This is a genomic window from Frankia sp. AgPm24, assembly GCF_023243055.1.
GTDB classification, from domain to species: Bacteria; Actinomycetota; Actinomycetes; order Frankiales; family Frankiaceae; genus Frankia; species Frankia umida.
The window spans coordinates 49,511-76,298 of the sequence record NZ_JALKFW010000211.1 but is presented as its reverse complement, the minus strand read 5'-3'; the positions used below and the strand labels follow the sequence as shown (position 1 = coordinate 76,298).

The 26,788-nt window shown below is 70.7% G+C and carries 22 protein-coding genes and 2 pseudogenes; 12 read left to right on the top strand and 12 right to left on the bottom strand.

The window, feature by feature from the left end; all coding sequences use genetic code 11:
- Window positions 1–17: 17 nt before the first annotated feature.
- On the bottom strand, window positions 18–848 hold the full coding sequence (locus MXD61_RS22935) for a class II glutamine amidotransferase (protein ID WP_374629419.1): 831 nt from the start codon (window positions 846–848) through the stop codon (window positions 18–20).
- A gap of 274 nt (window positions 849–1,122) precedes the next feature.
- Between MXD61_RS22935 and MXD61_RS22930 the strand changes: the two genes are divergently transcribed.
- Window positions 1,123–2,415, top strand: a complete 1,293-nt coding sequence (locus MXD61_RS22930) for a sodium:proton antiporter (RefSeq protein ID WP_248815492.1) — start codon at window positions 1,123–1,125, stop codon at window positions 2,413–2,415.
- Between the two features lie 470 nt (window positions 2,416–2,885).
- On the opposite strand, the gene MXD61_RS22925 is transcribed toward MXD61_RS22930, so the two are convergent.
- On the bottom strand, window positions 2,886–3,941 hold the full coding sequence (locus MXD61_RS22925) for a hypothetical protein (RefSeq protein ID WP_248815491.1): 1,056 nt from the start codon (window positions 3,939–3,941) through the stop codon (window positions 2,886–2,888).
- On the bottom strand, window positions 3,938–4,282 hold the full coding sequence (locus MXD61_RS22920; RefSeq protein ID WP_248815490.1) for a PadR family transcriptional regulator: 345 nt from the start codon (window positions 4,280–4,282) through the stop codon (window positions 3,938–3,940). The genes MXD61_RS22925 and MXD61_RS22920 overlap by 4 nt, the downstream gene beginning before the upstream one ends.
- 884 nt (window positions 4,283–5,166) lie before the next feature.
- Between MXD61_RS22920 and MXD61_RS22915 the strand changes: the two genes are divergently transcribed.
- Window positions 5,167–5,727, top strand: coding sequence for a toxin glutamine deamidase domain-containing protein (locus tag MXD61_RS22915; RefSeq protein ID WP_248815547.1), 561 nt, complete (start codon window positions 5,167–5,169; stop codon window positions 5,725–5,727).
- Entirely contained in the window at window positions 5,720–5,995 is a 276-nt protein-coding gene (locus MXD61_RS22910) for a hypothetical protein (RefSeq protein WP_248815489.1), read from the top strand. Before MXD61_RS22915 ends, MXD61_RS22910 begins: the two co-directional genes overlap by 8 nt.
- 2 nt (window positions 5,996–5,997) lie before the next feature.
- Here the strand turns inward: MXD61_RS22910 and MXD61_RS28185 are convergent, their stop codons facing one another.
- The 3 genes from MXD61_RS28185 to MXD61_RS22895 all read right to left on the bottom strand — a co-directional run bounded on the left by MXD61_RS28185 (window position 5,998) and on the right by MXD61_RS22895 (window position 9,110).
- Window positions 5,998–6,519, bottom strand: a complete 522-nt coding sequence (locus MXD61_RS28185; protein ID WP_248815488.1) for a DUF4276 family protein — start codon at window positions 6,517–6,519, stop codon at window positions 5,998–6,000.
- Window positions 6,516–7,622, bottom strand: a complete 1,107-nt coding sequence (locus tag MXD61_RS22900) for an AAA family ATPase (RefSeq protein WP_248815487.1) — start codon at window positions 7,620–7,622, stop codon at window positions 6,516–6,518. Before MXD61_RS22900 ends, MXD61_RS28185 begins: the two co-directional genes overlap by 4 nt.
- A 339-nt stretch (window positions 7,623–7,961) precedes the next feature.
- Window positions 7,962–9,110: a Fic family protein gene (locus tag MXD61_RS22895; RefSeq protein WP_248815546.1), complete on the bottom strand. Its 1,149-nt coding sequence runs from the start codon at window positions 9,108–9,110 to the stop codon at window positions 7,962–7,964.
- A gap of 607 nt (window positions 9,111–9,717) precedes the next feature.
- Here MXD61_RS22895 and MXD61_RS22890 point away from each other — a divergent pair.
- The 6 genes from MXD61_RS22890 to MXD61_RS22865 all read left to right on the top strand — a co-directional run bounded on the left by MXD61_RS22890 (window position 9,718) and on the right by MXD61_RS22865 (window position 14,091).
- On the top strand, window positions 9,718–10,779 hold the full coding sequence (locus tag MXD61_RS22890) for an ABC transporter substrate-binding protein (protein ID WP_248815486.1): 1,062 nt from the start codon (window positions 9,718–9,720) through the stop codon (window positions 10,777–10,779).
- A gap of 11 nt (window positions 10,780–10,790) precedes the next feature.
- The gene (locus tag MXD61_RS28560; RefSeq protein ID WP_248815485.1) at window positions 10,791–11,717 is read left to right on the top strand and encodes an ABC transporter permease; all 927 of its coding nucleotides are present in this window, start codon (window positions 10,791–10,793) and stop codon (window positions 11,715–11,717) included.
- Window positions 11,699–12,451 (top strand): ABC transporter ATP-binding protein, encoded by a 753-nt coding sequence (locus MXD61_RS22880; RefSeq protein ID WP_248815484.1) that lies wholly within the window; start codon window positions 11,699–11,701, stop codon window positions 12,449–12,451. Before MXD61_RS28560 ends, MXD61_RS22880 begins: the two co-directional genes overlap by 19 nt.
- A complete protein-coding gene (locus MXD61_RS22875) occupies window positions 12,448–13,440 on the top strand; it encodes a TauD/TfdA family dioxygenase (protein WP_248815483.1) in 993 nt (330 codons plus the stop codon). The genes MXD61_RS22880 and MXD61_RS22875 overlap by 4 nt, the downstream gene beginning before the upstream one ends.
- Before the next feature lie 124 nt (window positions 13,441–13,564).
- Entirely contained in the window at window positions 13,565–13,825 is a 261-nt protein-coding gene (locus tag MXD61_RS22870; RefSeq protein WP_248815482.1) for a type II toxin-antitoxin system Phd/YefM family antitoxin, read from the top strand.
- Entirely contained in the window at window positions 13,822–14,091 is a 270-nt protein-coding gene (locus tag MXD61_RS22865) for a type II toxin-antitoxin system RelE/ParE family toxin (RefSeq protein WP_248815481.1), read from the top strand. The genes MXD61_RS22870 and MXD61_RS22865 overlap by 4 nt, the downstream gene beginning before the upstream one ends.
- Window positions 14,092–14,373: 282 nt before the next feature.
- On the opposite strand, the gene MXD61_RS22860 is transcribed toward MXD61_RS22865, so the two are convergent.
- The 4 genes from MXD61_RS22860 to MXD61_RS22845 all read right to left on the bottom strand — a co-directional run bounded on the left by MXD61_RS22860 (window position 14,374) and on the right by MXD61_RS22845 (window position 20,772).
- Window positions 14,374–16,059, bottom strand: coding sequence for a cytosine permease (locus MXD61_RS22860; protein ID WP_248815480.1), 1,686 nt, complete (start codon window positions 16,057–16,059; stop codon window positions 14,374–14,376).
- Between the two features lie 255 nt (window positions 16,060–16,314).
- Complete coding sequence (locus tag MXD61_RS22855; RefSeq protein ID WP_248815479.1) at window positions 16,315–19,197, bottom strand: ATP-binding protein; 2,883 nt, start codon at window positions 19,195–19,197, stop codon at window positions 16,315–16,317.
- 23 nt (window positions 19,198–19,220) lie between these two features.
- The gene (locus tag MXD61_RS22850) at window positions 19,221–20,552 is read right to left on the bottom strand and encodes a BTAD domain-containing putative transcriptional regulator (RefSeq protein ID WP_248815478.1); all 1,332 of its coding nucleotides are present in this window, start codon (window positions 20,550–20,552) and stop codon (window positions 19,221–19,223) included.
- A gap of 106 nt (window positions 20,553–20,658) precedes the next feature.
- The gene (locus tag MXD61_RS22845; protein ID WP_248815477.1) at window positions 20,659–20,772 is read right to left on the bottom strand and encodes a type II toxin-antitoxin system HicA family toxin; all 114 of its coding nucleotides are present in this window, start codon (window positions 20,770–20,772) and stop codon (window positions 20,659–20,661) included.
- Window positions 20,773–21,343: 571 nt separating this feature from the next.
- Here MXD61_RS22845 and MXD61_RS22840 point away from each other — a divergent pair.
- From MXD61_RS22840 to MXD61_RS22830, 3 genes are all read left to right on the top strand, one after another.
- Window positions 21,344–22,522 carry an LLM class flavin-dependent oxidoreductase gene (locus MXD61_RS22840; RefSeq protein ID WP_248815476.1) on the top strand — a complete coding sequence of 393 codons (1,179 nt, stop codon included), beginning with the start codon at window positions 21,344–21,346 and terminating at the stop codon, window positions 22,520–22,522.
- Window positions 22,523–22,604: 82 nt separating this feature from the next.
- Window positions 22,605–24,455: an ABC transporter ATP-binding protein gene (locus tag MXD61_RS22835; RefSeq protein WP_248815475.1), complete on the top strand. Its 1,851-nt coding sequence runs from the start codon at window positions 22,605–22,607 to the stop codon at window positions 24,453–24,455.
- On the top strand, window positions 24,452–26,197 hold the full coding sequence (locus MXD61_RS22830; RefSeq protein WP_248815474.1) for an ABC transporter ATP-binding protein: 1,746 nt from the start codon (window positions 24,452–24,454) through the stop codon (window positions 26,195–26,197). The genes MXD61_RS22835 and MXD61_RS22830 overlap by 4 nt, the downstream gene beginning before the upstream one ends.
- 21 nt (window positions 26,198–26,218) lie before the next feature.
- On the opposite strand, the pseudogene MXD61_RS22825 reads toward MXD61_RS22830, so the two are convergent.
- Together MXD61_RS22825 and MXD61_RS22820 are read right to left on the bottom strand one after the other, a co-directional pair.
- A pseudogene (locus tag MXD61_RS22825) lies at window positions 26,219–26,491 on the bottom strand (response regulator transcription factor); the annotation flags it as partial.
- Window positions 26,485–26,709: pseudogene (locus tag MXD61_RS22820) on the bottom strand (ATP-binding cassette domain-containing protein); the annotation flags it as partial. The pseudogenes MXD61_RS22820 and MXD61_RS22825, both read right to left, overlap by 7 nt.
- Window positions 26,710–26,788: the final 79 nt, after the last annotated feature.

Here is a 26,788-nt window from a genome sequence, read left to right as displayed (position 1 = left end):
GGGCGGCTTCCCTCTTCCTACCCGGGTGGCTGTGGACGGAAGGTGCGCTGATGTGACGTCTCGGTGACGACGATGGCCGTGGACGGGGGTATTTCCCGCCATACCCCGGGTAGTTCGCTCAGCGGTTCCGACAGGATGGCGCGGGCGTCGCCGGGCATGTGCCGCAGGCGTTCGTGTTCGGGGTAGAGCATCCGGATCGCGTCGACGCTCTCGCTCATGTACAGCGTGTTGACCACCGGTCCGCTGGCGTATCTGGCCGCGAACAGCGTCTCGCCGTCGGCCAGCCCGACCGTCATCTGCAGGGGTTCGGCGACACCCGCGGCGGCTCCGACACTCTCGACGAAACCGGCCATGCGTTCCAACCCCCCGACGGGGTCCTCCTCGAGGCCGAACGTCAGGGCGAGGTGGAACATCAGCTCGGAATCCGTGCTGCCTTTTATGTTGCCGAACAGGTCGGGGCGCACGGCCATCAGCAGCTCGCGGCGAAGCGAGCCGAAGCTGTCGATGTACCCGTTGTGCACGAAAATCCATTTCCCATAGCGGAACGGATGGCAGTTCGTCTTCTGCACCGATGTTCCGGTGCTCGCCCGCACATGCGCGAGGAACATCGGGGAGCTGATTTCCTCGGCCAGTTCCCGAAGGTTCTCATCGCCCCAGGCGGGTGAGTCGCTGCGGAAGATCGCCGGGGTCCTGCGCCGGCTGTACCAGCCCAGGCCGGTCCCGTCGCCGTTGGGTTCGTGCAGGTCCGGCCCATGTCTGACACTCTGGGCAATCAGTGATCTTTCGGGTTCGTACAACAACGAGTAGGGGACGATCGGATCTCCTCGATACCCCATCCATCTGCACATGCCACCCTCCAGTCCACTACGGCAAGGGTGCCCACGAGGTGCGGGGGCAACCGCCATCCTGCACTCGGATCCTTTCTGGCCGGATTGTGACCACGGGGCTCTGAACCAGGGGTCTGACTGGTTCGGCCGGGGAATGAGGAGGAGGATGCGGCGGCGGTCATGAATGCGTCCGATCAGAGTCCTGATCGTTGTGCGGCCGCACGTGGATGATTCCCCGCCGGCTGCACTCTCCGCTGATTACCTGGGTGAACTGATGTGAGGCAGGAGAACGGCATTGGAGTCCGCGGTCGCGGTCGTGGCGGTGACGCTGATGGCCTACGCGCTGGTGGAACGGCGCCTGCGGCAGACACCGATCAGCGGCGCGCTGGTGTTCACCGCGGCCGGCCTGCTGGCCAGCGACCAGGTCTCGGGGCTGATCACCTCGTCCGTCGGCGAACATGGCGTCACCGCCGTTCTGGAACTGACCCTGGTGATCGTGCTGTTCACTGACGCGATGGGGGCCGGTCTGGGCCCCTGGGCGACGGAGTCACCGCTGCCCGGCCGGCTGCTGGGCATCGGATTCCCGTTGACCATCGCCGTCGGCTGGCTGCTGGCATCAGTGCTGTTTCCCGGCCTCGACCGGTGGGAGACGGCGCTGCTGGCGGCGATCCTGGCACCCACCGACCTGGCCCTCGGGTTGCCGGTCATCAACAACCGGCGGGTTCCCCGGCTGATCCGACATGCGCTGAACGTCGAAGGTGGTCTCAACGACGGGCTGGCACTTCCGTTCGTGACCATCTTCCTGGCCCTGGCGCTGGAGGAGGAGAACACCGTCGGCAACGGACATGCCGTGTCGGTGTTTCTGCGCGCCCTGCTGGCTTCCGGTGCCATCGGGATGGCGTTGGGTGCCGGTGGCGCGCTGACCCTGCGGTGGTCGGCGCGCAGGGGCTGGTCCAGCCGGCTGTGGCAGTCGCTCGCGTTGCTGGCGATGGCGACGCTCGCCTATGTGCTGGCGGACCTGATCGACGGCAGCGGCTTCATCGCGGCCTGGGCCGCCGGTCTCGTGACCGGCCTGGTCGGGCGGGAGAGCCTGGCCGCGGCCCAGCAGACGCCGCAGGATGTCGCCCAGCTCGGTGTCTCGGTGAGCCTGGTGCTGTTCGGCGCCCTGCTGCTGGCACCGGCCCTCGCCCACGCGACCTGGACGGCGTTCGGTTACGGGCTGCTCAGCCTGACCGTCATCCGGATGATCCCGGTCGCCGTCTCGTTGGGTGGTTCGAAGGTCGCCCCGCCGACCGTGGCGTATGTGGGTTGGTTCGGGCCACGGGGGCTGGCGTCGATCGTCTTCGCGGATCTGGTCGCCACCAGCGGGCTGCCCGAACAGCACCAGATCGTCACGGTGGTGATGCTGACCGTGGGTATGAGCGTGGTCCTGCACGGCCTCACCGCACCGTGGGGCGCCCGCCGCTACGGACGCTGGTACGAGGCGGCGGCGGCACGCCACCCTGGGATCCGCGAAGCGGCCGAGGCCCCGCCGCCAGACCGCCTCGCCATCCCGCCCGTCCCGCCCGTCCCGCCGACGGGCAGGTGATCGAGACCGGACGGTGACCCCCGCTCATCCAGGCGGTGGGCGGGATGCTGTGGACGGCGCGCTAGCCGGTGGCGACCGCCGAGCGGACCGCGGTGCGGCACCTCCCCTCGATGCCGCCCGTAGCGAACGGTTCGATCTCGTCCCGTGGCCGACTCCGCTGGTTTGTTCATGCGACGCGACGCCTTCCCTCGACCATGGTCACCTTCTGTGACGCCGCTTTCAGCAGGCTACGGGCGTGCAGGGTGCACACGGGTCGCCGTGGGGGTGTTCGTGTCCGATATGCCCCCCACGGCGACCCGTATAGATGGATCTTGCTGTGGGGGTGGTTGCGGGGGGTGGTGGTGGCGGGATCACAGCGCTGCGGTTGCCACCGAGCCGGCCGGCAGAGTCATGACCGTTCCGTTCGTCGGCGCCAGGAGCCGTCCCCGCGGGGTCCGGGCCCGGACTGACTGCCCGAGACCCAGGTGATGTCACCCCTGGTCGGGGTCGTCGCTGGGAGGTGCTGATCCCTGACGTGCCGGTGCGGATCCCAACCCGTGCGGGCTGGCAGCGCGGGACAGGTCCATAACGGCTGCAAGGACGACGGGGATGGCGGCGAGGAGAAAGCCGCCGCTGACGACGTCGTTCGCCGCGCCCAACGGGTAGTAGCGGATCGACTCGGCGATGGGCATCAGTGACCAGGCCGCACCGACGACGAAGACCGCGACGGCCCAGCCGGGTCGCCTCAGGCTGATCACGGTCGCGGCTGCAACGCCCACGAGGACCGTGGCCGGGAGGATCCTCTGGATACTGTCGACCAGACCGTCCGGCCCTCGGTAGGCGGTGAATGGGTTGTTGTAATACACGTAGCCGTTGGAATGGACGAGGGAGAGACTGTAAGTTCCGGCCGCCGCCAAGAACATGCAGAACAGCGCCGCCGCGGTGAACAGGTCGCGGCGGCGGAGTGCCGTTGGCATCCCCGCCGATGCCATCCCCGCCTGCAGGAACAGCACCGCGAGCAGATAGAGCGGTGGCCGCGCGATATCGGTCCACGCGGCCACGAGCACAGCAGCGCACACCACGATGCACGTCAGGCCCAGCAGCACGCGAGCTGTGCGGCGTGCTCCGGCCGACGCGGCGACGAGGGCGGCAACCGGCAGCGGATAGATCGCCGCACCGAGGGTGACAAACGGCCCGAAGGTCAGACCGGCGCCCGGCGGATTGCCCGCATAGGCCGGCAAAGGTTTCGGTACCACCTCCGCGACTACGAACAGCCCCGCCGACAGCACCGCGAGGGACGACAGGGCCAGGATCGCGGTCCGCTGCCGCACCACCACGGGCACCCTGTCCAGCGATGCGCCGAGTCGGGTGGCCAGGCCGTGGACGACCAGGTCCGCGATGTCCGCCGGGCTCGGTCTGGTGCGACCGGTCGCGTCGGCCAGGTCCAGCAGGGTGGCGATGAGCTCGTCCTCATGGTCATGGCGCCAGCGAGGCGGGTAGCAGCGGAGCAGCCGACGGTAGGCGATCTCAAGCCGGGACGTGGTCATGCCGGTGCCGTTCCCAGCCGCCGCCGGGACCGCAGCCGGCGGTCGGCTTCGGCCGCGTTCGACCGAAGCCGGTCGACCTGAGCGGCAAGAATCTCGGCGCCCGGGTCGGTGAGGTCGTAGTAGCGGCGCAGCCGGCCCTCGACCACCTCCTCGCCGCTCTGGCGCACCAGGCCCTCCCCGGTCAGCCGGTCGAGCGCGGCGTACAACGTGCCGGCCCGCAACGTCACCCGCCCGCCGGAGATCGCCGAGACCTCCCCGATCAGCGCATACCCGTGTTTGGCCCCGTCAGCGAGCGCCGCCAGCACCAGGAATGTGGGTTCCCGCATCTCATCGATACCCATGCGATCACTATATACCGATGATCTGAATATAAGGCGACTGGTCGCGGACGTTCAGGTGCCGAGCCGCCGCGATCACTGACGAGGCAGACGTTGCCAGGCCGTCGACACCTGGGCCTCACACGGACGGATGGTCTGTGCGGGACCGCCGTGGGCGCGTCGTGGTGTCGCGAGGTCCGTCGCTCATCGGAATCTGGCGATGTCGGAGATGGGTGGTATCGGTAGGTCAGAGTGACGAGACTGGCACGATGGGCACCGATGGCCGCGAACTTCCCGTGGGTGACGCGGATCGGCCGGTGCCGCAGGTGCGGTCTGAGTCGAAGTCGGATGCCGCCGCTGTCGGCGCGAAGATGGATCTGCTGGCGAGGCGGGCGCTCGAGCTGCGCGACGAGCCCCAGGTCGTTGACGATGCCCCCTCGCGGCCGGGGAGAGATCGACGTCCAGGCGACGGTCTGGACCCGGATCGAGCGGTCGTTGGAGGCCGTCGGGACGATCGGGAGAGTGCTGGCCCGGGCGCTGCGGCCAGAGACCTCCGACGCGACGATCATGGCGAGGTGTCGATCGCATCCGATCGTGTGGCCCAGTCCGCAGGCGGATCCCCGACGACGGCACTCGAACTCAAGCTCGCACGTCTCGAACAGGCGGCGCTACGGGCGCGTAGCGAAGATCCGACGCCAAGGAAATTGCCGGTCGTCGACGATCGCCGACCCTGGGTCGAGGCCGCCGAGCGGCCGGCGGCCGGCCGGGAGGCACCGCTGCAGTCCGCACCGCGATCGCAGTCCGCGCTGGATCGCAAGCCCCCGGACCGGGGCGCAGACCGCACCGGCGGTCGCGGCCGGCCGGCCGATGCCCGGGAGGCGGAGGTGGCCGACGTTCGGACCGTGACGATGACCCAGCAGGAGTTCTGGGACAACCACCCCGACGAGTACGTCCCACCCGGCCGCGAGGTGCCGAAGCCGGACGTCCCCGGACCGTTTCGCGACCCCAGGGAATGGATCGGCGAGATCAATCCCGATCGAGACCATCCCGGCCGTAAGATCAACTGTGGAGAGTGTGCTCGAGCCACCGAGCTCAGCTGGCGTGGCGTCCCGGCGGTGTCGGCCCGCCTCGCTGATCTCAGGTCGGGAGGGGAAGTCGCCGAGCGCATGGAGGAATGGTCGGGGGCGGATCTCAGGCCCGCGACCTTCGCTGATATCGCCGCAGATCTGGAAGCGGCTGGGCCTGGCTCCTCCGCGGTTGTCGCCGTCTACTGGAAATGGGGTGGTGGGCATTGGTTCAACGCGGTGAACCACAACGGGGATATTCTGGCTGTTGATGGTCAGAAGGGCTCGGTCGAGCGTTGGCCGCCGAGCCGGGGGATGAGTGGGTACGACGAAAGTTGGACCCAGGAATCGTATGCGGTCAGCTTTGATCGCCACGGTGATATCGATGGGAGTCCGGGTGATTGACAAAAATGCTGCCGCTGCGATTGCTGTCGAATTGCAGGGTCGTCGACAGGATGATGCGGAACGGCCATGGGAACTAGAGGAGTTTCCCGAGGGCTGGCTGATCGTCGACTACTCGAAACTGATGGGGGCGCCCGCCACCATCATCGAACGGTCCTCCGGGCGTATCATGCACTTTCCCTCCTATGTTCCCCCGGGGCGGATAGTAGAGGAGTACGGATCGGTGCTTGAATCGGCCTGGGAAGGATCAGTCGCAGACTTTCGCCGTTGACCCTACGGGGAGGTTCCAGCCGGTGGGTGGCTGGTTGCAGCCGTGAGCAGGTATTCGACGTCGCGGCAGAACTTGTCGAAGGACGGCGCGTTCTGGCGGGCCGCGGCGAGGTCGATCACGTCGGCGAGGGCGGACTGGTCGACGGCGGGCCGGTAGCGCTGGCCGTCGACGCGTTGGTGGGTGAGCCACCCTTTGTAGTCGCGCGGGTTTTCCGGGTCGGGGTGGGCTTTAAGGTCGGCGGCCAGCCCGCGGATCCCGGCGAGTGAGGGTGCGGCGGCGAGAAACCAGGACTCGAACACGACGAGGATCGCCGGCGCGGTGGGAGCGAGGACGGCTACCTGCTCGATGATGCGCTCGAGGCCGCCGGGTTGGACAAGGGCGCCGCGGTGATGGCGATGGGGTTTGGGAAAGTGCGCAGTCCAGTATCCGAGCTGGTAGGCCAGCCGGCGTAGCAGCACAGGCAGCGCGGTGACCTCGCCTTCGCCCTCAACGACGGTCGCGATGACCGGTCCTGGCGGACTCACGGTGCTGTGCCGGCAACGGGTGGGTCGGGCCAGGGGGTGAGCTGGTTGGAGCGTTGAAGTTCGCCGAGGGTGGCGAGGTGACGATGGACGACCTCGCGGATCGGCTGACCGAGTTCGTGGACGATGCTGGCGCCGTCGTGCAGCCCCAGTTCGGGATCCTCGACGGCGACGAGCGGGACCGCACCGGTCCAGGTGCCGGGCTGGAACAGCGCGGTGAGCAGCCCGGCAGCGGCCAGAGTTCCGTCGGACCTCGCGATTGCCGGGAACACCGCCACGCCCTGCTCGGCGGTCGGGTCGGCCATGCGCAGCCGGACGGTCTGGTACTGGTCGATGGTGAACGTGTCGATCCCGAGCGCGCCGGGCAGGATCGCGCCGAGATAGTCATCGACGCGCTGTTTCGCGGCCGGATTACGGGCGGCGAGCTGGTTGAGGATCTCGGCGAGTCGTCCGCCGGCCGGGTCGAGGGTCAGCTGCGCGGCACGCGGGTGTGCGGGCCGCATCGCGGCCGGGCTCAGGGCGTGGAACGCCATCCCGCGCAGCGCGGCATGAACGGGGGCGAACGGCAGCCAGCGGGCGGCGGCGGGCAGCACCAGCGTGCCGGTGTCCGCGACCGGCCCCATCAACTGGTCAGGACCGCGAAGAACCCGGCCGTGGTGGGCCAGGTAACTCGCTGACAGTCCGGGTTCGGCGCTGGTGACCGTGCACTCTTCATGCTCGATCATTGTGCCGGCCTCGGCCTCGTCGTCGAACCGAAGCCCGAAGGCGTAGTGGGCCGTCAGCAGCTGGTCGCCGGTGCTGGTCGAGCCTGGTGGCGAATGCACCTCGACGTCCACCTCGAGGTGCATCCTGCCCGGACCCGCAGCTGAGTACCCGCGGTGGAGGACCACGGCGGGGCCCTGGCGGTCGGTGACAGCCTGGCCCGGCGAACTGGTCAGCGCGTCGCCCACGAACCGCACCGCGTCCAGAACGTTGCTCTTGCCCGCGCCGTTCAACCCGAGCAGCACCGTCAGCGGCCCGAACGTCACCTCCGCGTCGCGGATCGACCGGAAGCCCCGTACCCGCATCCGGTGCAGGAACGGCACCGGCTGAGCGCGCCCGTCCACCCCGCGATCTCCCACCGCACCAGCCTACGGCCCAGGATGTCGGCTTCCCGTGCTGCTTTCAGCGGCCGAACGGATGCTCATGCGGAGGTGATTGCGACCAAGCGTGGCCACTGGTTCGCTGCTGGTAGCACAGTGGTCTAGTCTCCCTCATTGCGACAAATGGGAGTGCGGCGTCTGGGGGTGGGCGTCGCGACGACGGCGGGGGTCGGTGTGCGCGAGGGGAGGGCCGGTGGGAGACGGTCACACCGTCGCAGTTCCCGCATGAGCGGGAGGCGCTGGAGCAGGTCAGGGCGCTGCTGTCGGATGCCGACCCCTGCCGGGCCTGGTCGAACTTTCAGTTCACGGCCGCCGGGGTGCGCGGCGTTGCGGCGGGCTGACGAGGGTGTCGCCGTGCGGGCTGGCGAGGCGTCGTTCCAGGTAGGTGAAGGCCTCGATGGCCTCGGGGGCCTCGAACGCACGGTTACGGCGGCCGACGGTGATCTGACGGAGAACGTCCGCGTCGACAAGTCGGTGGACGGCCTCGTTGACGGCCTGCGCGCTCCGGCCGGTCAGGGCCGCGGCCGAGCGGACCGTGAGCACAGGTGCCGCGGGTAGCAGGCCGAGGATGTGTTCGAGTGCGGAGCCGGCGCGAACGGGGCCGATCCGGCGCTGCCAGTCGTCGTGCAGCGAGACACGTCGCCGCTCGAAGTCGGTGGCGTCGGCGCAGGCCCGGGTACAGGCCGCGGCGAACAGTGCGACCCACGCGTCGATTGCCGCCTGCGCCTGCTCGGAGCCTGGGGAGCCCACGTAGTGGGTTGCGGCCAGTGCCGCGAGGTAGTCACGGGACCAGGCCGCGAGGATCAGCGAGACCGGGGGCAGGACGCCGGTGGCGAGTCCGCGGCGCCGGAGCACCATGTGGATCAGTGCGCGGCCGGTGCGGCCGTTGCCGTCCACGAAGGGGTGGATCGTCTCGAACCGTGCGTGCGCGATCGCGGCCTGAACAACGGCAGGAAGGGTCTCGTCGGCGCAGAACGCGCAGAGGTCCTCGAGCAGGTCGGCCACGGCCTCCGGAGGCGGCGGGACGAAGGAGGCCGAACACGGGTTGTATCCGCTTCCGCCGATCCAGTTCTGTTCGGTGCGGAGCCTGCCGCCGTGTCGCTCGAGGTGACTGGCAGCGAGCAGGCGCTGGTGGACCTCCAGCAGCGACGCGACCGTGATGTCATCGCCGGCGCCGACCAGTTCCGTCGCCCGCACCATGGCATCGATGTTGGCCAGCACCTCGACGGCGGTGACATCCGTGGAGGGTTCACCGAACCCACGTGCGGCCTCCGCCCGCAGCAGGCGTCGGCCACCGATCTCGAGCCCCTCGATCCGGGAGGAGGCAACCGACTCGGCCCGCAGCAGGATGCGTGCCAGCACCTCGGTGCCGCGTAGCGCGGTGGACTCGCGGTCCAGGCGGCTGATCGCGACCTCGGCATCGGCGACGTCGGCCGCCGTCGCAGCGTCCAGCCGCCACTGTTGGCCGACCAGCGGATCCGGTAGATACGCCTCGTACTCGCAGCTGAGCCGGTCGCGACGGGACAGCCCCGCCCCGAGATCGCTCTCCCAGCGCCGTCCGAGCAGTCCAGCGATGCTGACCAGCCTCCATAGTCATGGTTGTTCCACAACCTTGATTATGGGGGAGCGCTGGTCAAGGTTGTCGTGCGTCTCCTGGGAGACGCACGCCGAGCTCATCCACGGCGCCGCGGTGGTGCCGCCGTGATGGGTGCCGAGGGCACGCGCGTGGGCGATCTCGCCGGGCCCCGGGCGGGCGACCCGGTGCAGTCCGACGGGCGATCGGGTGGATGAGCGGCACCATGTTGACAAGTCCGATCGGAATAGGCGATTGTGGTCGGCATGTCGACGAGCGCGCGTGGCGAGGGCCTGACCCTGCGCCGTTGCGTCGACCTGAAGCGCATCTGCAGCGCGCTCTGTTCGGGCTGACCTTCCAAGGTCGCCCGCTCGTTTTCCTCGGCCCCCGTTTCCGGGGCGTCTGATCTTTTTCCGCCGTTCGGCTCCGTAGCCGGCCCGTTGTCCGTGGCCGGTTCTGCCATGTTGCCCAAGAACTGGGATCTCCGTGCGTTCTCGTTTCGTTTCCCGTGTCGCCAGCCTTTTCCTCTCCGTGGTTTCGCTGGCCGTGGTGTTCACCGCGTGCGACAGCAGCGCGTCGACCCGTCCAGAAGGCGGCGGGACCACGGCCGGCGCCACCCCGGTGGCGGTGAGCACGACCATCCCAGCCGGGACGACGCTGCGGGTGGGTGACCAGCTGGACTTCCTCAAGAACCTGCTGCACCTGTCCGGCCAGGACACCGACTTCGGCTACAAGGTCGAGTACTCGACGTTCGTCGGCGGTCCGCCGATGCTGCAGGCCTTCGAGGCCGGGGCGCTCGACACCGGTTTCGTCGGCAGCACACCGCTGATCTTCGCGCAGGCCGGTGGGCAGGGGCTGCGTGCGGTGGCCGGGTTCAGCTACAAGGTCGGCGGCTACCAGCTGCTCACCGCCCCGGGGCGCCGTGACATCACCGGCTGGGCGTCGCTGAAAGGCAGGAAGGTGGCCTACCAGAAGGGCACCGCGGGTGAGGCGGTGCTTTTGCAGGCCCTCGACACTGCCGGGCTGAAACTGTCGGATGTCACCACCGTCGACATCGCGCAGACCCAGGTCGCCACCGCGTTGCAGGGCGGTTCGGCCGACGCGGGTCTGTCCGTCGAACCGCTCACCAGCGCCTATCTGGCGAAGAACCCGACCGCCGCGGAGGTCGGAACCACCACGGAGCTGCCCGACCGTTCCAGCTTCGTCATCGCCAGCGAATCCGCGCTGAAAAGCAGCGCCAAGACGGCCGCCGAGGCCGATTACCTCACCCGGCTGGTGAAGGCGTTCGCCTACCTCGGTTCCCACCAGGGTGTCTACGCCGACGCCGTCTACGTCAAGCAGTACGGTCTGACACCGGCCCGGGCGAACGCGATCCTGGCGAAGACCGGCACACCGGCCTTCTTCCAGCTTCCCGGGGACATCGTCCCGGCCCAGCAGCGCCTGGCCGACCTCTTCCAGGGCACCGGTGAGATCCCGGCGAAGGTCGACGTCGCCGAGGAGTTCGACTCCCGGTTCAACCAGGTCATCGCCAGGGCGCAGGGCCAGTGACGAGCCTCGAGGTGACGACGACAGCGAGGCCGGCCGAGGCGACGCCGGCCGAGGCGACGCCGGAGGTGGCGGCGGTGTCGGGCGGGGCGTCGCGGACCGGTGGTGCCGGGGTGGCTACCGAGATACCGAGGGGTCTGCTCCGGCTGCCGACACGCCGGGCCGGGGAGGGGACGCGGTCACGATGGCGGGTCCCCCGCGGCGTCGAACGGCTGGCGGGAGTGCTGCTGCTGGTCGCCGGCTGGCAGCTCGCGGCCAGTGCCGGCTGGCTCAGCCCGCGGGTGCTCGCCGGCCCGTCCGCGGTGCTCACCGTCGGCTGGGATCTCGTCCGTGACGGGACGCTCGGCAGCGCGCTGTGGGCGTCGCTGCGGCGGGTCCTGTGGGGGCTCGGGATCGGCATTCCGCTGGGCGTCGTGCTGGCGCTGGCCTCCGGCCTGACCCGCGTCGGCGACGATCTGGTCGACGCCAACGTCCAGATGCTGCGGTTCGTGCCGATCATCGGCCTGCAGCCGCTGCTCATCCTGTGGCTCGGGCTGGGGGAGACGGCGAAGATAAGCCTGATCGTGATGGGAGTGGCGTTCCCGATCTACGTGAACACGTCGGTGGCCGTGAAGTCGCTGCACCCGGGCTGGCGGGAACTCGCCGACGTCACCGGACTCGGCCGTGGCGCCCTGATCCGCCATGTGGTTCTGCCGGGCGCGCTACCCGGCTTCCTCGTCGGACTGCGCCTGGCCATGGCCGTCGCCTGGCTGCTGCTGGTGTTCGCCGAACAGATGAACGCCCACTCCGGTATCGGCTATCTCATGATCCGCGCACAGACGTTCTTCCAGTCGGACGTGATCGTGCTCTGCCTCGTCGTCTACGCCCTGCTCGGCCTGATCTCGGACGGGCTCATCCGACTCCTCGATCGAAAGGTACTGAGATGGCAACCGGGACGGTGAGCACCCAGGTCGGCTTCCAGACGCGTGGTCTCACCCGGTCGTTCGGGCCGCGCGAGGTGCTGCGCGACATCGACCTGCGGGCCGCGCCGGGGGAGTTCGTGGCGCTGCTCGGACGCAGCGGCTCGGGCAAGAGCACGCTGCTGCGGGCGCTCGCCGGCCTCGACCCGGACGCGGGCGGGGACCTGTTCGTGCCGCCGCGCCGAGCCGTGGTCTTCCAGGATCCGCGGCTGCTGCCGTGGAAGAGCGTGCTCGACAACGTGACCCTCGGCCAGCGCGGTGCGGCGGCGGTCGAACGGGGCCGGGCGGCGCTGCGCGAGGTGGGCCTCGACGGCCACGAGCGGGACTGGCCGAAGACCCTGTCCGGTGGCGAGGCGCAGCGCGCCGCCCTCGCCCGCGCGCTGGTCCGTGAGCCGCGGCTGCTGCTGCTCGACGAACCGTTCGGCGCCCTCGACGCCCTGACCCGCATCCGGATGCACGCCCTGGTCCAGGAACTGTGCAGCCGGCACGGCCCCACCGTCCTGCTGGTCACCCACGACGTCGACGAGGCGATCCTGCTCGCCGACCGCGTGCTCGTCCTCACCGACGGACGCCTCTCCCTCGATCTCCAGGTCGAGCTGCCCCACCCCCGGCTGCGCGGAGACGGCGCGTTCACCGCGCTGCGCACCCGGCTGCTGCGGGAGCTTGGCATCGACGAGAGCGCCGCCGGTATCCATCACGAAGGAGTTCCGTCATGACCGTCACCACCGACACGAACGCCAGGATCGCGGACATCAGGGCCGCCGCCACCGACGCGGCCGCCACCGCGAGGGCCGCCACCACGGCGAACACCGACCAGACGCCCGCCGGGTCCGTGGCGCCCGAGCTGCCGTTCGACGTCGTCCCGCTGTCGGGCACCATCGGCGCCGAACTGCGCGGCCTCGACCTGCGCACCCTGGACGACACCCAGATCGCCGCGATCCGCGCCGCCTGGCTGCACTACAAGGTGGTGTTCTTCCCGGGCCAGGACCTCACCCCGTCCGAGCACCTCGCCTTCGCCCGCCGCTTCGGTGCGCCGACCGAGGGCCACCCGGTCATCCCGGGCCTGGCCGACCAGCCCGAGGTGTTCGAGATCGACTACAGCGTCGCCCGGCAACTGGCCGCCACCTACGGCAGGATCGGCGGTGTCTCCCGCGGCCTGCACTGGCACACCGACGTGACGTTCGTGGCGCGCCCACCGCTGGGTTCGATCCTGCGGGCGGTCGTCGTGCCCCCGGCCGGCGGCGACACGCTGTTCTCCAACCAGGAGGCCGCCCTCGCCGATCTCAGTCCGGCGCTGCGGGGGTTCCTCGGCACGCTCACCGCCGTGCACGACGGCGAGGACCAGTTCCGGGCGATCCTCGACCTGGTCGGCGAAGGGCACTGGGAGGGAAAGAGCTTCACCAAGCTCGAGTCGGTCGAGCACCCGGTCGTGCGCACCCACCCGGAGACCGGCCGCCGGTCCCTGTTCGTGAACCCGGGTTTCACCACCCGGATCAAGGAACTCGAGATCGCCGAGAGCGACGCTCTGCTGGCCTTCCTCTACCAGCACTCGGTCCGCCCCGAGTTCACGGTGCGCTACCACTGGCAGCCGGGAACCATCGCCTTCTGGGACAACCGGGCGACCCAGCACGCCGTCGTCGGCGACTTCGGCGACGCCCACCGCGTGATCCAGCGCGTCACCCTGCGCGGCGACGAACCCCGCTGACCCGCCCACCCGCGCCCCGCCGGGCCGAGGCACAGCAACCTCCGCCTCGGCCCGGCAGGCATCGGATGTGTACACAGTTGGGAGTACACCGTCGGTCGTGGGAGCCGAGCAGAGCGAGGTAAGTGTGCGGGATGCGCGTGCGCACTTCGCGGAGGTGATCGGCCGGGCCCAGGCGGGTTCGCCGACGGTGATCACTCGTAACGGCCAGCCGGTGGCAGCGGTGGTGCCCATCGAGGATTTCAACGCGCTCGAGGACGCCGTCGATCGGCACCTGTCCCGCGAAGCCGACCGTGACCTGGCCGAGAATTCCGAGGCCAGGACGTACAGCATGGCCGAGGTTGCCGCTGCGATCTTCGAGGACGTGCCCGACCAGGGCGCCGCGTGAAGTACACGTTCCGCTGGCGCGAACGGGCGGTACGCCAGCTTCGGGCGATCCCGCAGCCCACCGCCCTCGCGTTGCTGCGGGCGCTGAGCCTGCTCGGGGATGATCCCCGGCGGCCGGGCTCGCAGGTGAAGAAGCTCGCCGGCCACGAGGACCGTTACCGCCTGCGGGTGGGTGACCACCGGCTCCTCTACGAAATGGACGACGGCGTCCTCGTGGTGCTGGCGGTGGGGGTCGGCCACCGCCGTGAGGTGTACTGCGGGATGTGACCATGAGGTCGCTCTACGCGCACCCCGCCTTCTGTGGTGCTGCCTGCCTCGTACCCCCCCGCTTCTGTGGTGTCGGGGGTGCTGTTACCCCCCTCCTTCTGTGGTGCTGGTGGGTGGTCTCGGCCGGTGCGAGATGACGAACCGCGCTGCCTGAGCTGACGAGCCACGGCCACGTCAGCGTCCACGAGGAGCGACCAGCCCCAGCCCCAGCCCTCAGCCGGCTGACTCCGAACGGTGCGCCGGGCGGGTCAGGGCCGGGCCGGGTCGGGTCGGTCTGGAAGGTCAGGCCTGGGCGGGCAGGACGTGGTCGCCGACCTTGTCGGTGGACAGGTCCAGGGAGCAGATGTAGGCGTCGTGCGTCGCGCACCGCACCATGTCGGGGCGCTCGTACTCCTGCTCGCAGACATGGCAGGTCAGGGTCTGCCCGGACGGGTTGCCGTACTCGTCGTACATCGGCAGGTCGATGCCGTCGTCGGTGCGCCGCAGGTAGTACTTCCCCTTCGTGGCCACGGCCAGGATCGGCGGCAGGACGAGGGCGAGCACGATCGCGACCAGGGGGGAGTAGGGCTTGAGGCCCGAGCCGAGGCCCCCGTAGAAGTCGATGATGGAGATGCCGGCGGCCAGGATCATCGAGCCGAAACCGACCGGGTTGATCGCGTAGAGCATGCCGCGGCGGAACTCGGGCCGCAGCGGCGAGATCTTCAGCAGGTACTTGTTGAACACGATGTCGGAGGCCACCGCGACCACCCAGGCCATGCCACAGTTCGCGTAGAAGGCGAGGATCGTGTTCAGGAAGCTGAACATGTCAGCCTCCATCAGGATCAGCGCGACCAGCAGGTTGAAACCGAGGAAGACGAGCCGTCCGGGGTAGGTCTTCGTGATCCGGGTGAACGAGTTGGTCCAGGCCAGCGAGCCGGAGTAGGCGTTGGTCACGTTGATTTTCACCTGGCTGATCACGACGAGCGCGACGGCCAGCGCCAGCGCCGCCCAGTGCGGCAGGACATCCTGGTAGATCTCCAGGAACTGGTGCACCGGCTGGTTCGCCACGCCCGCGCCGTCCGCGACGTTGGCGATGAGGTAGACGGCCAGGAACATGCCGATGATCTGCTTGGCGGCGCCGAAGAAGACCCAGCCGGGCCCGGCCAGCACCATCGCGGTCCACCAGCGGCGCGAGTTCTCCGGGGTGCGCGGCGGCATGAAACGCAGGTAGTCGATCTGCTCGGCGATCTGGGCGATGAGTGACAGGCAGATGCCGGCGGCCAGGAAGACCGAACCGAGGTCGAAACCGCCCTTGCCGTCCTGCCCGCCGTAGTCGAAGAACGCGCTGATCGAGTCGGGATGACGGATCAGCAGGTAGCCGAACGGCAGCACCATCAGCACCAGCCACAGCGGTGTGGTCCACAGCTGCAGGGTCGACAGCAGTTTCATCCCGTAGACCACGAGCGGGAAGATGATGAGGGTGGACGTCAGATAGCCCAGCCACAGTGGGATGTGCAGGCCCAGTTTCAGACCCTGGGCCATGATCGAACCCTCGAGGGCGAAGAAGATGAACGTGAACGACGCGAAGATCACGTTCGAGACGACCGAGCCGTAGTAGCCGAAACCGCTGCCCCGGGTGATCAGGTCGAGGTCCAGGTTGTAACGGGCGGCGTAGAAGGCCAGCGGGAAACCGGTCAGGAAGATCACCACGGTGAAGACCGCGATGCCCCACAGGGCGTTCGTCGTCCCGTAGGAAAGGCCGATGTTCGCCCCGATGGCGAAGTCCGCGAGATAGGCGATGCCGCCGAGGGCCGAGATCGCGACCATTCCCGTGCCCCAGCGCCGGTAGCTGCGCGGCGCGAACCGGAGGGTGTAGTCCTCGAGGGTCTCCTTCCCGGCACCGGACGCGGCGCTGGAGGCGGCACCGGTGTGGTCGGAGGGTGGGCCGGGATGGGTGGCCGGGTCGTGCGGAGGGCTGACGGTGCTCATCGCGGACTGCCTTTCTCAGGGGGCACAGGCGCGGGTCCGAGGCCACCGCGGGAGCGGGTGGCGGGGCGACGGGGGCGGCGCTGACCCCTGCTGGTCAGCCAACAGGGCACCGCTTAGCAACCGCCAAGCAGCGGCCAAGCGCCCTCGCCGCAGGTCAGCCAGGTGCCAGGTCAGCCAGGTGCCAGGTCAGCCAGGTGCCGGGTCAGCCAGGTGCCGGGGCCAGCGGGGGGAACCGTGGCCGGGCGGCCACGGCGGTCAGACGAGGGTGCGCAGGGCGGCGGCGACGCGGGCGTGTTCGGCGGCGATCTCCGGTAGCAGCAGGGCGAGCTCGTCGTCGGCGCCGGGCCGGATCTCGATCCGCTGGCACAGCCGGGCGAGGCCGGTGGCCCCGAAGGTGGCACCGAGACCCTTCAGGGTGTGGGCGGCGCGGCGGACCGTGACGGGATCGGAACCGGCCGTGGTGAGGGCGTCCAGCAGCTTCGGGGTGTCGGTGAGAAAGTCGGTGATCAGGCTGGACAGGGCCGCGCTGTCGCCCCCGACCAGCTCGCCCAGCCGGTTGAGGGCGGCCGGGTCCAGGGTGGGGTCGCCGCCCGGTGGCTGTGCGCGGGCCAGCGCGGCGACGAGGTCGGGGATCACCAGCGGCTTGGTCAGGTAGTCGTCCATGCCCGCGGCCAGGCAGGCCTGTCGCGCACCGGGCTGCACGCCCGCGGTGAGTGCGATGATCCACGGGCCGCGTCCACCGAAGTGCGCCCGGATCCGTCGGGTGGCCGCCAGACCGTCGACGTCGGGCATCTGGACGTCCATGAGCACGACGTCGTAGTGCGCGCGCCGCACCGCGGCCACCGCCTCGGCGCCGCTGCTCACCAGATCGGCCCGGTGGCCGAGACCGGTGAGCTGCAGGAGCACCACCCGCTGGTTCACCGGATGATCGTCAGCGACCAGAATCCGGCGGACCGCGGCCGGGCGGACCGCCGCGGTGGCGAGAGCCGTGCTGGCCCGGGGGAGGGCGGTGGCCTGGGGAACCGGCAGGGTCGAACGGCCGGGCCGGGCCGTCCGCGGCGGCATCCGCGCCGCCGCCGCGGGCAGGGCGACGGTCATCGTGGTGCCGGAACCGGGCCGGGAGGTGACGAGGATCGTCCCGTCCATGAGGGTGGTCAACCGCCGGCAGATCGCCAGGCCCAGCCCGGTGCCGCCGTGGCGCCTCGAGGTGGACGCGTCCACCTGGGTGAACGATTCGAAGATCGACTCCAGGTGTTCGGCGGGGATGCCGATCCCGGTGTCGCGCACGGTGAAGCGCCACTCGTACCAGCCGTCGGACGTGCCGTCGGACGTGCCGGGCGCCGTGCCCGCGGGCGTGGCCACGGCGCTCGGCACCGCGCCCACGGTGATGGTCACCTCGCCCCGCTCGGTGAACTTCACGGCGTTGCTCAGGAGGTTCAGCAGGATCTGTCGGATTCGGGTCGGGTCGCCGACCATGGCCCGTGGGGTGCCGGCCTCGAGGGTGCAGGTCAGCGTGACGTTCTTGGTCGCGGCATCGGCGCGGACGAGGTCGACAGCGGCCCGCACGCAGGCGCCGACCTCGAACGGCACCCGTTCGAGGCTGAGCTGACCAGCTTCGATCTTGGAGAAGTCGAGCAGATCGTTGATCATCAGGAGCAGCGAGTGGGCGCTGTCGTGGACGACCTCGGTGAGATGGCGCTGGCCGGTGTCGAGCGGACTGTCCAGCAGCAGCCCCGACATGCCGATGACCGCGTTCATCGGCGTCCGGATCTCATGGCTGATCGTGGCGAGGAAGTCGCTCTTGGCGGCGTTGGCGCGCTGCGCGGCGGACGCGGCGCCGCGCAGCGCATCGGCGCTGCGCATCCGGTCGGCGACCTGACCGAGCTGGGCCGCGACGTCCGCCAGCAGGGCCAGCAACGTCTCGTCCGGGGCGGTGGCGTCGGTGGTGCGGAACTCCAGCACGGCGACCACCCGCGCCGCCGCGCCCCGTCCGGCCCGTACCGCGATGGCGATCCCCGGCGGGGCGGGCAGCCACACGGCCTGGCCGGGCGGGGCGGCCTCGGCCGCGAGCGCGGCCGGCGTCACGGAGGGGAGCGGCCCGACGCCGTCCACCTGGACGAACGGCACCAGCCGGTCGCCGTCCCGGTGGTAGGCACGGCCGGCGGGCCAGCCGGTGTGGGCGCGGACCAGATCGACCATGTCGGTGGCGGCCGTGGCCAGGTCGGTGGCGCGATGGGCGGTGTCGGCCACCCGGTGCAGCAGCTGGAGTTCGGCGGTGCGGCCCTGCACCCGGCCGGTCATCTCGTTGAAGCGCCGGGCCAGGGAACGCAGCTCGCCGACCCCGGCGACCCGGGCCGGGGCGTCGGTGTGCCCGGCGGCGATCCGGGCGGTCGCGGCGTCGAGCTCCGCGACGGGACGCAGCACCGCCCGGCGGGTCACGGCGGCGAACACCGCCATGCCGCCGAGCAGCAGCAGCGCCGCCGCGATGGCGCCCGCGGACCAGCCCCGGGCCGCCTGGGTCGCCCGGGCGGTCTCCCGGGCCGTGCGGGCGTCGACGAGCGTCAGCACCTGCCCGATCGGCGCCATGATCTCGTCCTTGGCCCGCAGGTAGGAGGCGTCGAAGAGCATGGTCGTCGCCCGCTGCCGGTTGCCCGCGCCGCCGGCGGCGACCCGGGCGAACGCCTGCTGCTCGACGGTGGCCAGGGCGTCCGAACGGGCCTTGGCCGTGGTCAGCAGGCCCAGCTCCTGGCCGGTGAACCCGGCCCGCGCGGCCAGCGTGGCGAAGGCGACCGGGCGACCGGACGGTGTGGGCCGCCGGCCGGTGTCGGTGACGACGTCCCAGTAGATGTTGTCGTAGTTCGCCGGACGCGGCGCCGTGCCGTCCCGGATCGCGAGGATCTCCTGGAACCAGACGCGGTAGCGGGCCTGCCCGGTGACCACGTAGGTGCGCGCCATCCGGGTCAGGTCGTCCGAGGTCTGGCGCAGTTCGTAGGCCAGCCGCAGCGACTGCGACCGCCGCGCCTCGGCCGCCGCCGTCTGCCGCGTGCTGCTCTCGGCCTTCAGGCTGACCAGCAGCAGCGCGGCCAGCACGAGCACACCGAGACCGACGCCACCCCGCACCAGCCCGCGCAGCGACATCGGTCGCCGGTTCGCGGACAGCCTCACAGGTGATCGGGTCCGGTGCCGATCCGCGCACGGGACACCTCGGCGCGCAGCGTGGCGATCTCGGCCTGCAGGGCCTTCTCCCGCGCCGCGGCCGACCGCCTGGCCTGCAGGGACGCGCCGAGGCGGGCCCGGAGCATCGTTGCGCTGTACGGCTTCGGGAGGTAGTCGACGGCGCCCAGCTCGATGCAGCGCACCACGCTCTCCAGCTCCGGCACCGCCGACACCATGATGACCGGGATGGCGGCCAGGGTCGGGTCCGCCTTGATCGCGGTCAGCGTCGCGTAGCCGTCCAGCACCGGCATCAGCAGGTCCAGCAGGACGAGGTCGAACCCCCGCGGGCCGTCCGGGGCGGCCCGCAGCAGCTCGAGGGCCCGGTGGCCGTCGTCGGCCGTCTCCACCTCGTGACCGAGCCGGGTCACCGCCGCCGCCAGGATCGTGCGGTTGATGGCCGTGTCGTCGACCACCAGGACCCGGCCGGGCCGATCCACGGACGCTGGTCCCTGATCCGCCACCGTGCCCTCGGGTGCCGAGGTCGGCGCGGCCACCGCCGGTGACCAGGCCAGGGTGGGGTCGTGGCGCAGGACCGCCGCTTCCAGCTGCCGCAGCCGGACGCCGGGTTCCAGCCCCAGCTCGTCGAGCAGCACCCGGCGGGCCTCGCGGTAGGCGGCCAGCGCATCCGCCTGCCGCCCGCACCGGTACAGCCCGAGCATCAGCTGGGCCAACAGCCGTTCGCGCAGCGGATGCCGGCGGACCTGCTGTTCCAGCTCGGCGACCAGGGCCACGTGCCGGCCCAGGGCGAGTTCGGCGTCGATGCGGTCCTCGACCGCACCCAGGTGCAGCTCGGTCAGCCGGGCCGCCGCCGCCCCGGCGAACGGCGTGGACGGTACATCGGCCAGCGCCGGGCCGCGCAGCATCCCTTCGGCGCGCAGCAGCAGCCGGGCCGCCCGCTCGGGGTCCGCGGCCTCGAGCGCCGCCCGGCCGTCAGCGACCAGATCGGCGAAGGCATGCGCGTCCACCGTGTGGGGGTCGATGTCGAGCAGGTAGCCGGGAGACGCCGTGACCAGGACGGTCGCCGCCGTCCCGCGGCACCGTTGCGGTTCCAGCGCCCGGCGCAGCTGGGAGACGAAGACCTGCACCGTGGCGGCCGCCCGGGTCGGCGGCTGTTGCGGCCACAGATCGTCGATGAGCTGGTCGACCGACACCACCCGGCCGGCGCGCAGCAGCAGCGAGGCAAGAACAGCCCGGTGTTTCGGGCCGCCGACATCCACCGGTGCTCCGTCCCGATACACCTCGACGCGGCCGAGCAGCCGGAACTCAAGACACGCCATCGGTTGATAGTCACCAGCGGGTGTTCACGACACGTAAGCTCCGGATGACGTTCCCATGGCAACCCTGGTCGGCCGGCAGGTTCCCTGACTCATCGTGTCCAGTTTTTCACTGTCCGGCCTGTTCGTAACTTCCGCTGATCCGACGCGGTGTCCCGATCGGAATGTCGTGACCCGGATGCACAGGAAAGACCGTGAAACGCCCCTCGGCGTTCTTCGTCATGTGGTGGCTTTCCCTGATTCGGGTTACCTCGGGCCGACCGTACGCCGCCAGTTACGTCACGCGGGGGGCTCCATGTGGTCGAGGAGGCGGACTGTGGTGGCGGGCAGACGACCAGCTGTTACGTAGGGGTACGGGCTCTACGCTGGCTTTATGTGGCGATGTAGTCACTGGTTGGTCTTTTGTTGACAGGTTCGTCCGGTTCGGTCAGTCTGCGGGACATGACCTTGGGCCTGCGTGCAGCTCAGCGGCGCCACATCAGTCTGCGACGGGTGTCGAGCGCGCTCTGTCACGGCAGGCCGCCGACGGTCTGAGCGCCCACGGATCCAGGCCCCGAAGACCAGGCGCCCACGATCCAGGTCCGCCTCGGGGTGGGCCACCGCTCACGGAGAACACCACGCCGTCCCGCGAGAACCGGGGTGGGTCCGCGCGCCAGAGGGCGTCGTAGCGGATTCACCCTGGGCGCCTCGCGGCGTGAAGTTCATCTTGCCGATCGACTTGGTCGACACGGCGGCGCCGTGCGCCGGGTCCCCGTGCCACCACCACCTGTCCCCGTCCGGAAGGAGACCCCACCATGCCGGTTGAGTTCGTCGGTCTGATCGCCACCCGCCCCGGTTCCGAGGCGAGCACGTTCACTCCCGGTCCCGTCGTGGACCGTGATTTCACCCGTCGGTTCGCCCGCGCCCACGAGGACGCCGACTTCGACCGGGTGCTCATCGGGTACAGCAGCGGCTCGGTCGACAACATCCAGGTCGCCGCCTACGCGGCTGCCCACACCGAGCGGCTCGGCTATCTGGTCGCGCACCGGCCCGGGGTGGTGTTCCCCACCGTCGCGGCCCGCTACTTCTCCACGCTCGACCATTTCACCGCCGGCCGGGTGGCGATCCACATCATCACCGGGGGCAGCGACGTCGAGCAGCGCCGCGACGGCGACTACCTCGACAAGGACGAGCGCTACGACCGCACCGACGAGTACCTGGAGGTGGTCCGCCGGACGTGGACCGCCACCGAGCCGTTCTCCCACCACGGCCGGTACTACCAGCTCGACGATCACCTGTCCGGCGTGCTGCCGGTGCAGCAGCCGCACCTGCCCATCTACTTCGGCGGATCGTCGGAGGCGGCCTACCGCGTCGGCGGCCGGCACGCCGACGTCTTCGCACTCTGGGGCGAGCCGCTCGCCGAGACCGCCCAGCAGATCGCGGCGGTGAACGCCGCCGCGGCCGCGGCCGGGCGGACCACCCCGCCGCGGATCAGCGTGTCGTTCCGGCCGATCCTCGGGCCCACCGAGGAACTCGCCTGGGAGCGGGCACACCGGATCCTGGCGTCCACCAAGGAGAACGTCGGCAAGGCCGCCGCCTACTTCAAGGAGTTCCGCGGCTTCGGCAACGACCGCAACGCGCCGAAGAACGTCGGCTCGCAGCGGCTGCTGGCCGCCGCGGCCAAGGGTGAGCTGCACGACCGGGCGCTGTGGACGCCGCTGGCCGCCGCGATCGGCGGCGGCGGGAACTCCACGGCGCTGGTCGGCACACCGGAGACGGTGGCCGCGGCGCTGCTCGACTACGTCGACATCGGCGTCACGACGCTGCTGATCCGCGGCTACGACCCGTATGACGACGCGATCGACTACGGTCGCCACCTGATTCCGCTGGTGCGCGAGGAGGTGGCCCGCCGCGACCGTGGCGAGGCGGCCCGGCGCGACGCGATCGCCCCGGTGTCGGCGGCGCTGGCCGCGGCCCCCGGCGGTTCCGCGTGACGATCACCCTCATCGTGGGCCTGGCCGGCGTCGGGGACCGGGCCGTGATCGGTGGCCCCGGTCCGTCCGACGACGTCAGGCGGTGAGGGGCGGACCGGGACTCGCACTGGTCACGGCGGCGGTAGGTCGCCAACGGCGGCTGCTGGCCGCCGGGATCAGTGCCGGCCTGCTCTGGACGGGGACGAAACTCGCCGCGCCGCTGCTCGTCGCACGGACCATCGACGCCGGGGTACTCGGCGGCGACTCCGGCCAGCTGTGGCTCGGGGTCGCGCTTTTCACCGGGCTGGCGGTGGTCGGCGCCGGGTTCGCCGGGCTGCGCCGCTACTTCGGGCAGTCCCTTGCCTTCGTGGTGGAGGCCGACCTGCGGGACCGGCTACTGGCGCGGATGGTGCGGCTGCCGGCGGCGTACCACGACCGGTATCCCAGTGGTGTGCTGCTCGCCCGGATCACGACCGACCTGCAGCAGGTCCAGCAGCCCCTGATCAATATTCCGATCATGGTCTCCAACGTGGCGATGCTGGTCGGGACGGCGATCCTGCTGGCCTGGATCGACCCGGTGCTGGCGGTGGTCGCCCTGGCGCCAGCCGTGGCGGTGTTCGCGGTCGCGGTTCGGTTCACCCGGCAGTTGGGACCGCGGGCCCTGGCGCTGCAGTCCGAGCTCGGGGTGCTGGCCGGCATCGTGGAGGAGTCGATCGCCGGGGTGCGCACCACGAAGGGCCTCGGCACCGAGGATGACGAGCGGCGCCGCGTCCGCGACCAGGCCGGCCAGGTGCAGCGGGCGGCGCTGCGGCTCAGTTCGGTCCGGGCGACCTACCTGCCGCTCGTCGAGCTGCTGCCGGCGTTCGGCCTGGTCGGCGTGCTGTGGATCGGTGGGCTCCGCGTCGCCCACGGGGCTCTGACGGTCGGCGAACTCGTCCAGTTCAGCTACTTCGGCCTGATCATTGTCGGTCCGCTACGGATCGCCGGCATGACCGCGTCCCAGCTGAAGCGATCGGCGGTGTCGGCCAGACTGATTGCCGCGGTCCTCGACGAGCAACCGGAACCGACAGCGATCGAGCCCACGGCCAGCGCTGGCAGCCCGGCCACCACGGCCAGCGCGGCGCCGCCCGCCGGGTCTGGTGGGGGGCTTGAGGTGCGGTTCGAGGGGGTGACGTTCGGCTACGCGCCGGAGCGGCACGTCCTTCGTGAGCTTGACCTGGTGGTGCCGGCCGGGGCCTGCGTCGCCGTGGTCGGTGCGACCGGCAGCGGCAAGACCACGCTCGCCGCGCTGGTGCCCCGTTTCTACGACGTCGACGCCGGTCGGATCCACGTCGGCGGCCGTGACGTCCGGGACTGGTCGCTCCCCGAACTGCGCGCCCAGCTGGGTCTGGGGTTCGAGGACGCGTTCCTGTTCAGCGGCACGATCCGCGACAATCTTCGGTTTGGCGCGCCGACGGCCGACGATGATCAGCTGCGGGCGGCGGTCCGGCTCGCCGGTGCGCAGGACGTGGTGGCGGGCCGGCCGGGCGGCTGTGACGCGCCGGTCGGTGAACGGGGCCTTGGCCTGTCCGGCGGCCAACGACAGCGGTTGTCGCTGGCCCGCGCACTGGTCACGGACCCGCCGGTGCTGCTGCTGGACTCACCGACCAGCGCGGTGGACCCGGCCAAGGAGGCCGAGATCGTCGCATCGCTGGCGACCGTCATCCGGGGGCGCACGACGATCCTGATCGCCCATCGTCCCGCCGTCATCGCCCTCGCCGACCAGGTTGTCCTGCTCGAAGGCGGCCGGGTCGCGGCCACCGGCACCCATCAGGAACTCCTCGCGAGTTCGCCCTACTACCGGCAGGTGCTGGCGACCCAGCCCGATGGCCCGGTCAGTCCCGACGGCCCGGCAGGCCCCGACGGGCCCGACCCCGAAGCCCCGGCTCGCCGTGACGCCCTGGTGACGCCGTGACGTCCCGGCGGAGCCCCGGTGGGCTGCTGGTACGGACGCTGCTGCTGTTGCGGCCACGCTGGCCGATGGTCGCGCTGGCGGTGGTGCTGCTCGCCACGACCACGGCGACGGCGCTTGCCGGCCCGTGGATACTGCGTCACGCCATCGACGAAGGCCTGGTGGGAGACCGGCCCGACACCGGGGTGATCACTCGCGCCGGCATCCTCTACCTGAGTCTGGCGGTGACCGGTCTGGTGCTGTCCCGGCTGCAGGCCGAGCTGGTGGGACGGATCGGCGAGTGGTTCGTGCGTGAGCTGCGCAGCCGCACCGTCGATCATGTGATGGCGATGTCGGTTCGCTACTTTGACCGGACCCCGGCCGGGGTGCTGGTGTCCCGGCTGACCGCCGACGTCGACGCGCTGCAGGACGCCGTCCAGCTCGGCGTCGTGCCGTTCACGCAGGCGGTGCTCACCCTGGTGTTCCTGGTCGCGATCCTCTTCGCGCTGTCCTGGCAGCTTGCGCTGGTCTGCGCGCTGCCGGCGGCGGCCCTGTTCGCGGCGACGGTGTGGTTTCGCCGCGCCTCCCGCTCGGCGTTCGCCCGGGTGCGCGACCGCGTCGCGGACACGGTGACCGAACTGACCGAACGGCTTGCCGGGCTGCGGGTGGTCCGGGCGTATCGCCAGGAAGCCAGCACGATCGCGTCGTTGCAGGGACGCAGCCGCCGCCAGCTTGGCGCCAACATCACCGCGGTACGGATCCAGTCCTGTTACCTCACCGCGATGGAGTTCGCGACCGTCGGCAGCATCGCGGCGGTGCTGGCCGCCGGCGGCGCCCTCGCCACCCGGGACGCGGTGACCGTGGGCACCCTCAGTGCCTTCGTGCTCTACCTGCTGCTCGCCTTCGAGCCGGTGCAGTCGCTGAGCTTCCTGGTCACGACGCTGGAACTGGCGGCCGCGGCGTTGCGCAAGATCTACGGCCTGCTCGACGAGCCGGTGGACCTGCCCGAAGGCACCCGGGAACTGCCGGCGGTCGGCTCGCTCGACGCCGCGAACGTCGGCTTCCGGTATGCCGACGGCCAGCCCGACGTCCTGCACGCGGTGCACCTGACGATCAGCCCCGGCGAGCGGGTGGCCCTGGTCGGGCCGACCGGCGCCGGCAAGTCCACGCTCGCCAAACTGATGGCCCGACTGTTCGATCCCACCGCCGGCCAGGTCCGCTATGCCGAGGTGGACCTGCGGGACGTGACGCGGCGGGCACTGCGGTCACGGGTCGTGATGGTCGCCCAGGACGGCCAGCTCACCACCGGCACGCTCGCCCACAACCTGCGGGCGGTGCGCCCCGCCGCCACCGACGGCGAGCTGGCCGGGGCACTGGCCTCGGTCGGCGCCGGCGACTGGCTCGAGCGCCTGCCCGGCGGCCTCGCCACCGAGGTCGGCGAGGGCGGATCGCTGCTGTCCGCGGGCGAGCGGCAGCTCGTCGCGCTCGCCCGGGTGTGCCTGCTCGACGCGGACGTCGTCGTGCTCGACGAGGCCACGTCCGGCCTCGACCCCGGTACGGAGCGGCTCGTCGAGGCCGCGGTGGTCGCGGCGACGGCCGACCGGGCCGTTCTCGTCATCGCCCACCGGATGTCGACGGTCCGCAGCGCGGACCGGATCGCCGTCGTCGACACCGGCGGCGTGGCCGAAATCGGCACCCACGACGAACTGCTGGCCCGCGGCGGCCGCTACGCCGCCCTCGTCACCGCCTTCGAAACCCACACGTAGGAGGCCGCCAGGGTCCGGGACTCAGACGATGCCGGCCTCGTAGGCAATGATGACCGCCTGGGTGCGGTCGCGTGCGCCGAGTTTTGCGAGCACGCTGCCGACATGGGTTTTGATGGTCTCGACGCCGAGGTACAGGCGGCCGGCTATCTCCTTGTTGGACATTCCCGCACAGACCAGCCGGAGCACATCCGACTCCCGTTCGGTGAGCATGGCCCGCTGCACCGTCGCACGGGCGGTGCGGTTCCCCCGCCTGCCGGCCAGGTGCCGGATCGCTTCGGGGAACAGCAGGGTCTTCGTATGACCAGAATCTCACCGCGGGTCGGCCGGTCGAGGCCGAGCATCATCCGCATGGTGGTCGTCTTGCCCGCCCCGTTGGGACCGAGGAAACCGGTGACCCGACCCGGTTCCACCGCAAAGGTGAGCCGGCTGACCGCGGCGATCGATCCGTAGTGCTTGCTGACATCCCGAACGTCAATGCATGCCCCGGGAGGTCGTCGTTCCCTGGTCGTCATGGCACCAGGAAACGACATCGATGCGGTGAGCGGATCCCCCGGCCGTCGGAACTGCACTCCCTCCGGTGGGGGAGGCGCG

Coding starts and splice junctions, on each gene's coding strand:
- MXD61_RS22845 (WP_248815477.1), bottom strand. CDS start 20,772: ATGACGAAGAACGCCGAGGGGCGTTTCACGGTCTTTCCTGTGCATCCG.
- MXD61_RS22850 (WP_248815478.1), bottom strand. CDS start 20,552: ATGGCGTGTCTTGAGTTCCGGCTGCTCGGCCGCGTCGAGGTGTATCGG.
- MXD61_RS22840 (WP_248815476.1), top strand. CDS start 21,344: ATGCCGGTTGAGTTCGTCGGTCTGATCGCCACCCGCCCCGGTTCCGAG.
- MXD61_RS22915 (WP_248815547.1), top strand. CDS start 5,167: ATGACCCAGCAGGAGTTCTGGGACAACCACCCCGACGAGTACGTCCCA.
- MXD61_RS22875 (WP_248815483.1), top strand. CDS start 12,448: ATGACCGTCACCACCGACACGAACGCCAGGATCGCGGACATCAGGGCC.
- MXD61_RS22920 (WP_248815490.1), bottom strand. CDS start 4,282: ATGGGTATCGATGAGATGCGGGAACCCACATTCCTGGTGCTGGCGGCG.
- MXD61_RS22855 (WP_248815479.1), bottom strand. CDS start 19,197: ATGTCGCTGCGCGGGCTGGTGCGGGGTGGCGTCGGTCTCGGTGTGCTC.
- MXD61_RS22935 (WP_374629419.1), bottom strand. CDS start 848: ATGTGCAGATGGATGGGGTATCGAGGAGATCCGATCGTCCCCTACTCG.
- MXD61_RS22925 (WP_248815491.1), bottom strand. CDS start 3,941: ATGACCACGTCCCGGCTTGAGATCGCCTACCGTCGGCTGCTCCGCTGC.
- MXD61_RS22860 (WP_248815480.1), bottom strand. CDS start 16,059: ATGAGCACCGTCAGCCCTCCGCACGACCCGGCCACCCATCCCGGCCCA.
- MXD61_RS22880 (WP_248815484.1), top strand. CDS start 11,699: ATGGCAACCGGGACGGTGAGCACCCAGGTCGGCTTCCAGACGCGTGGT.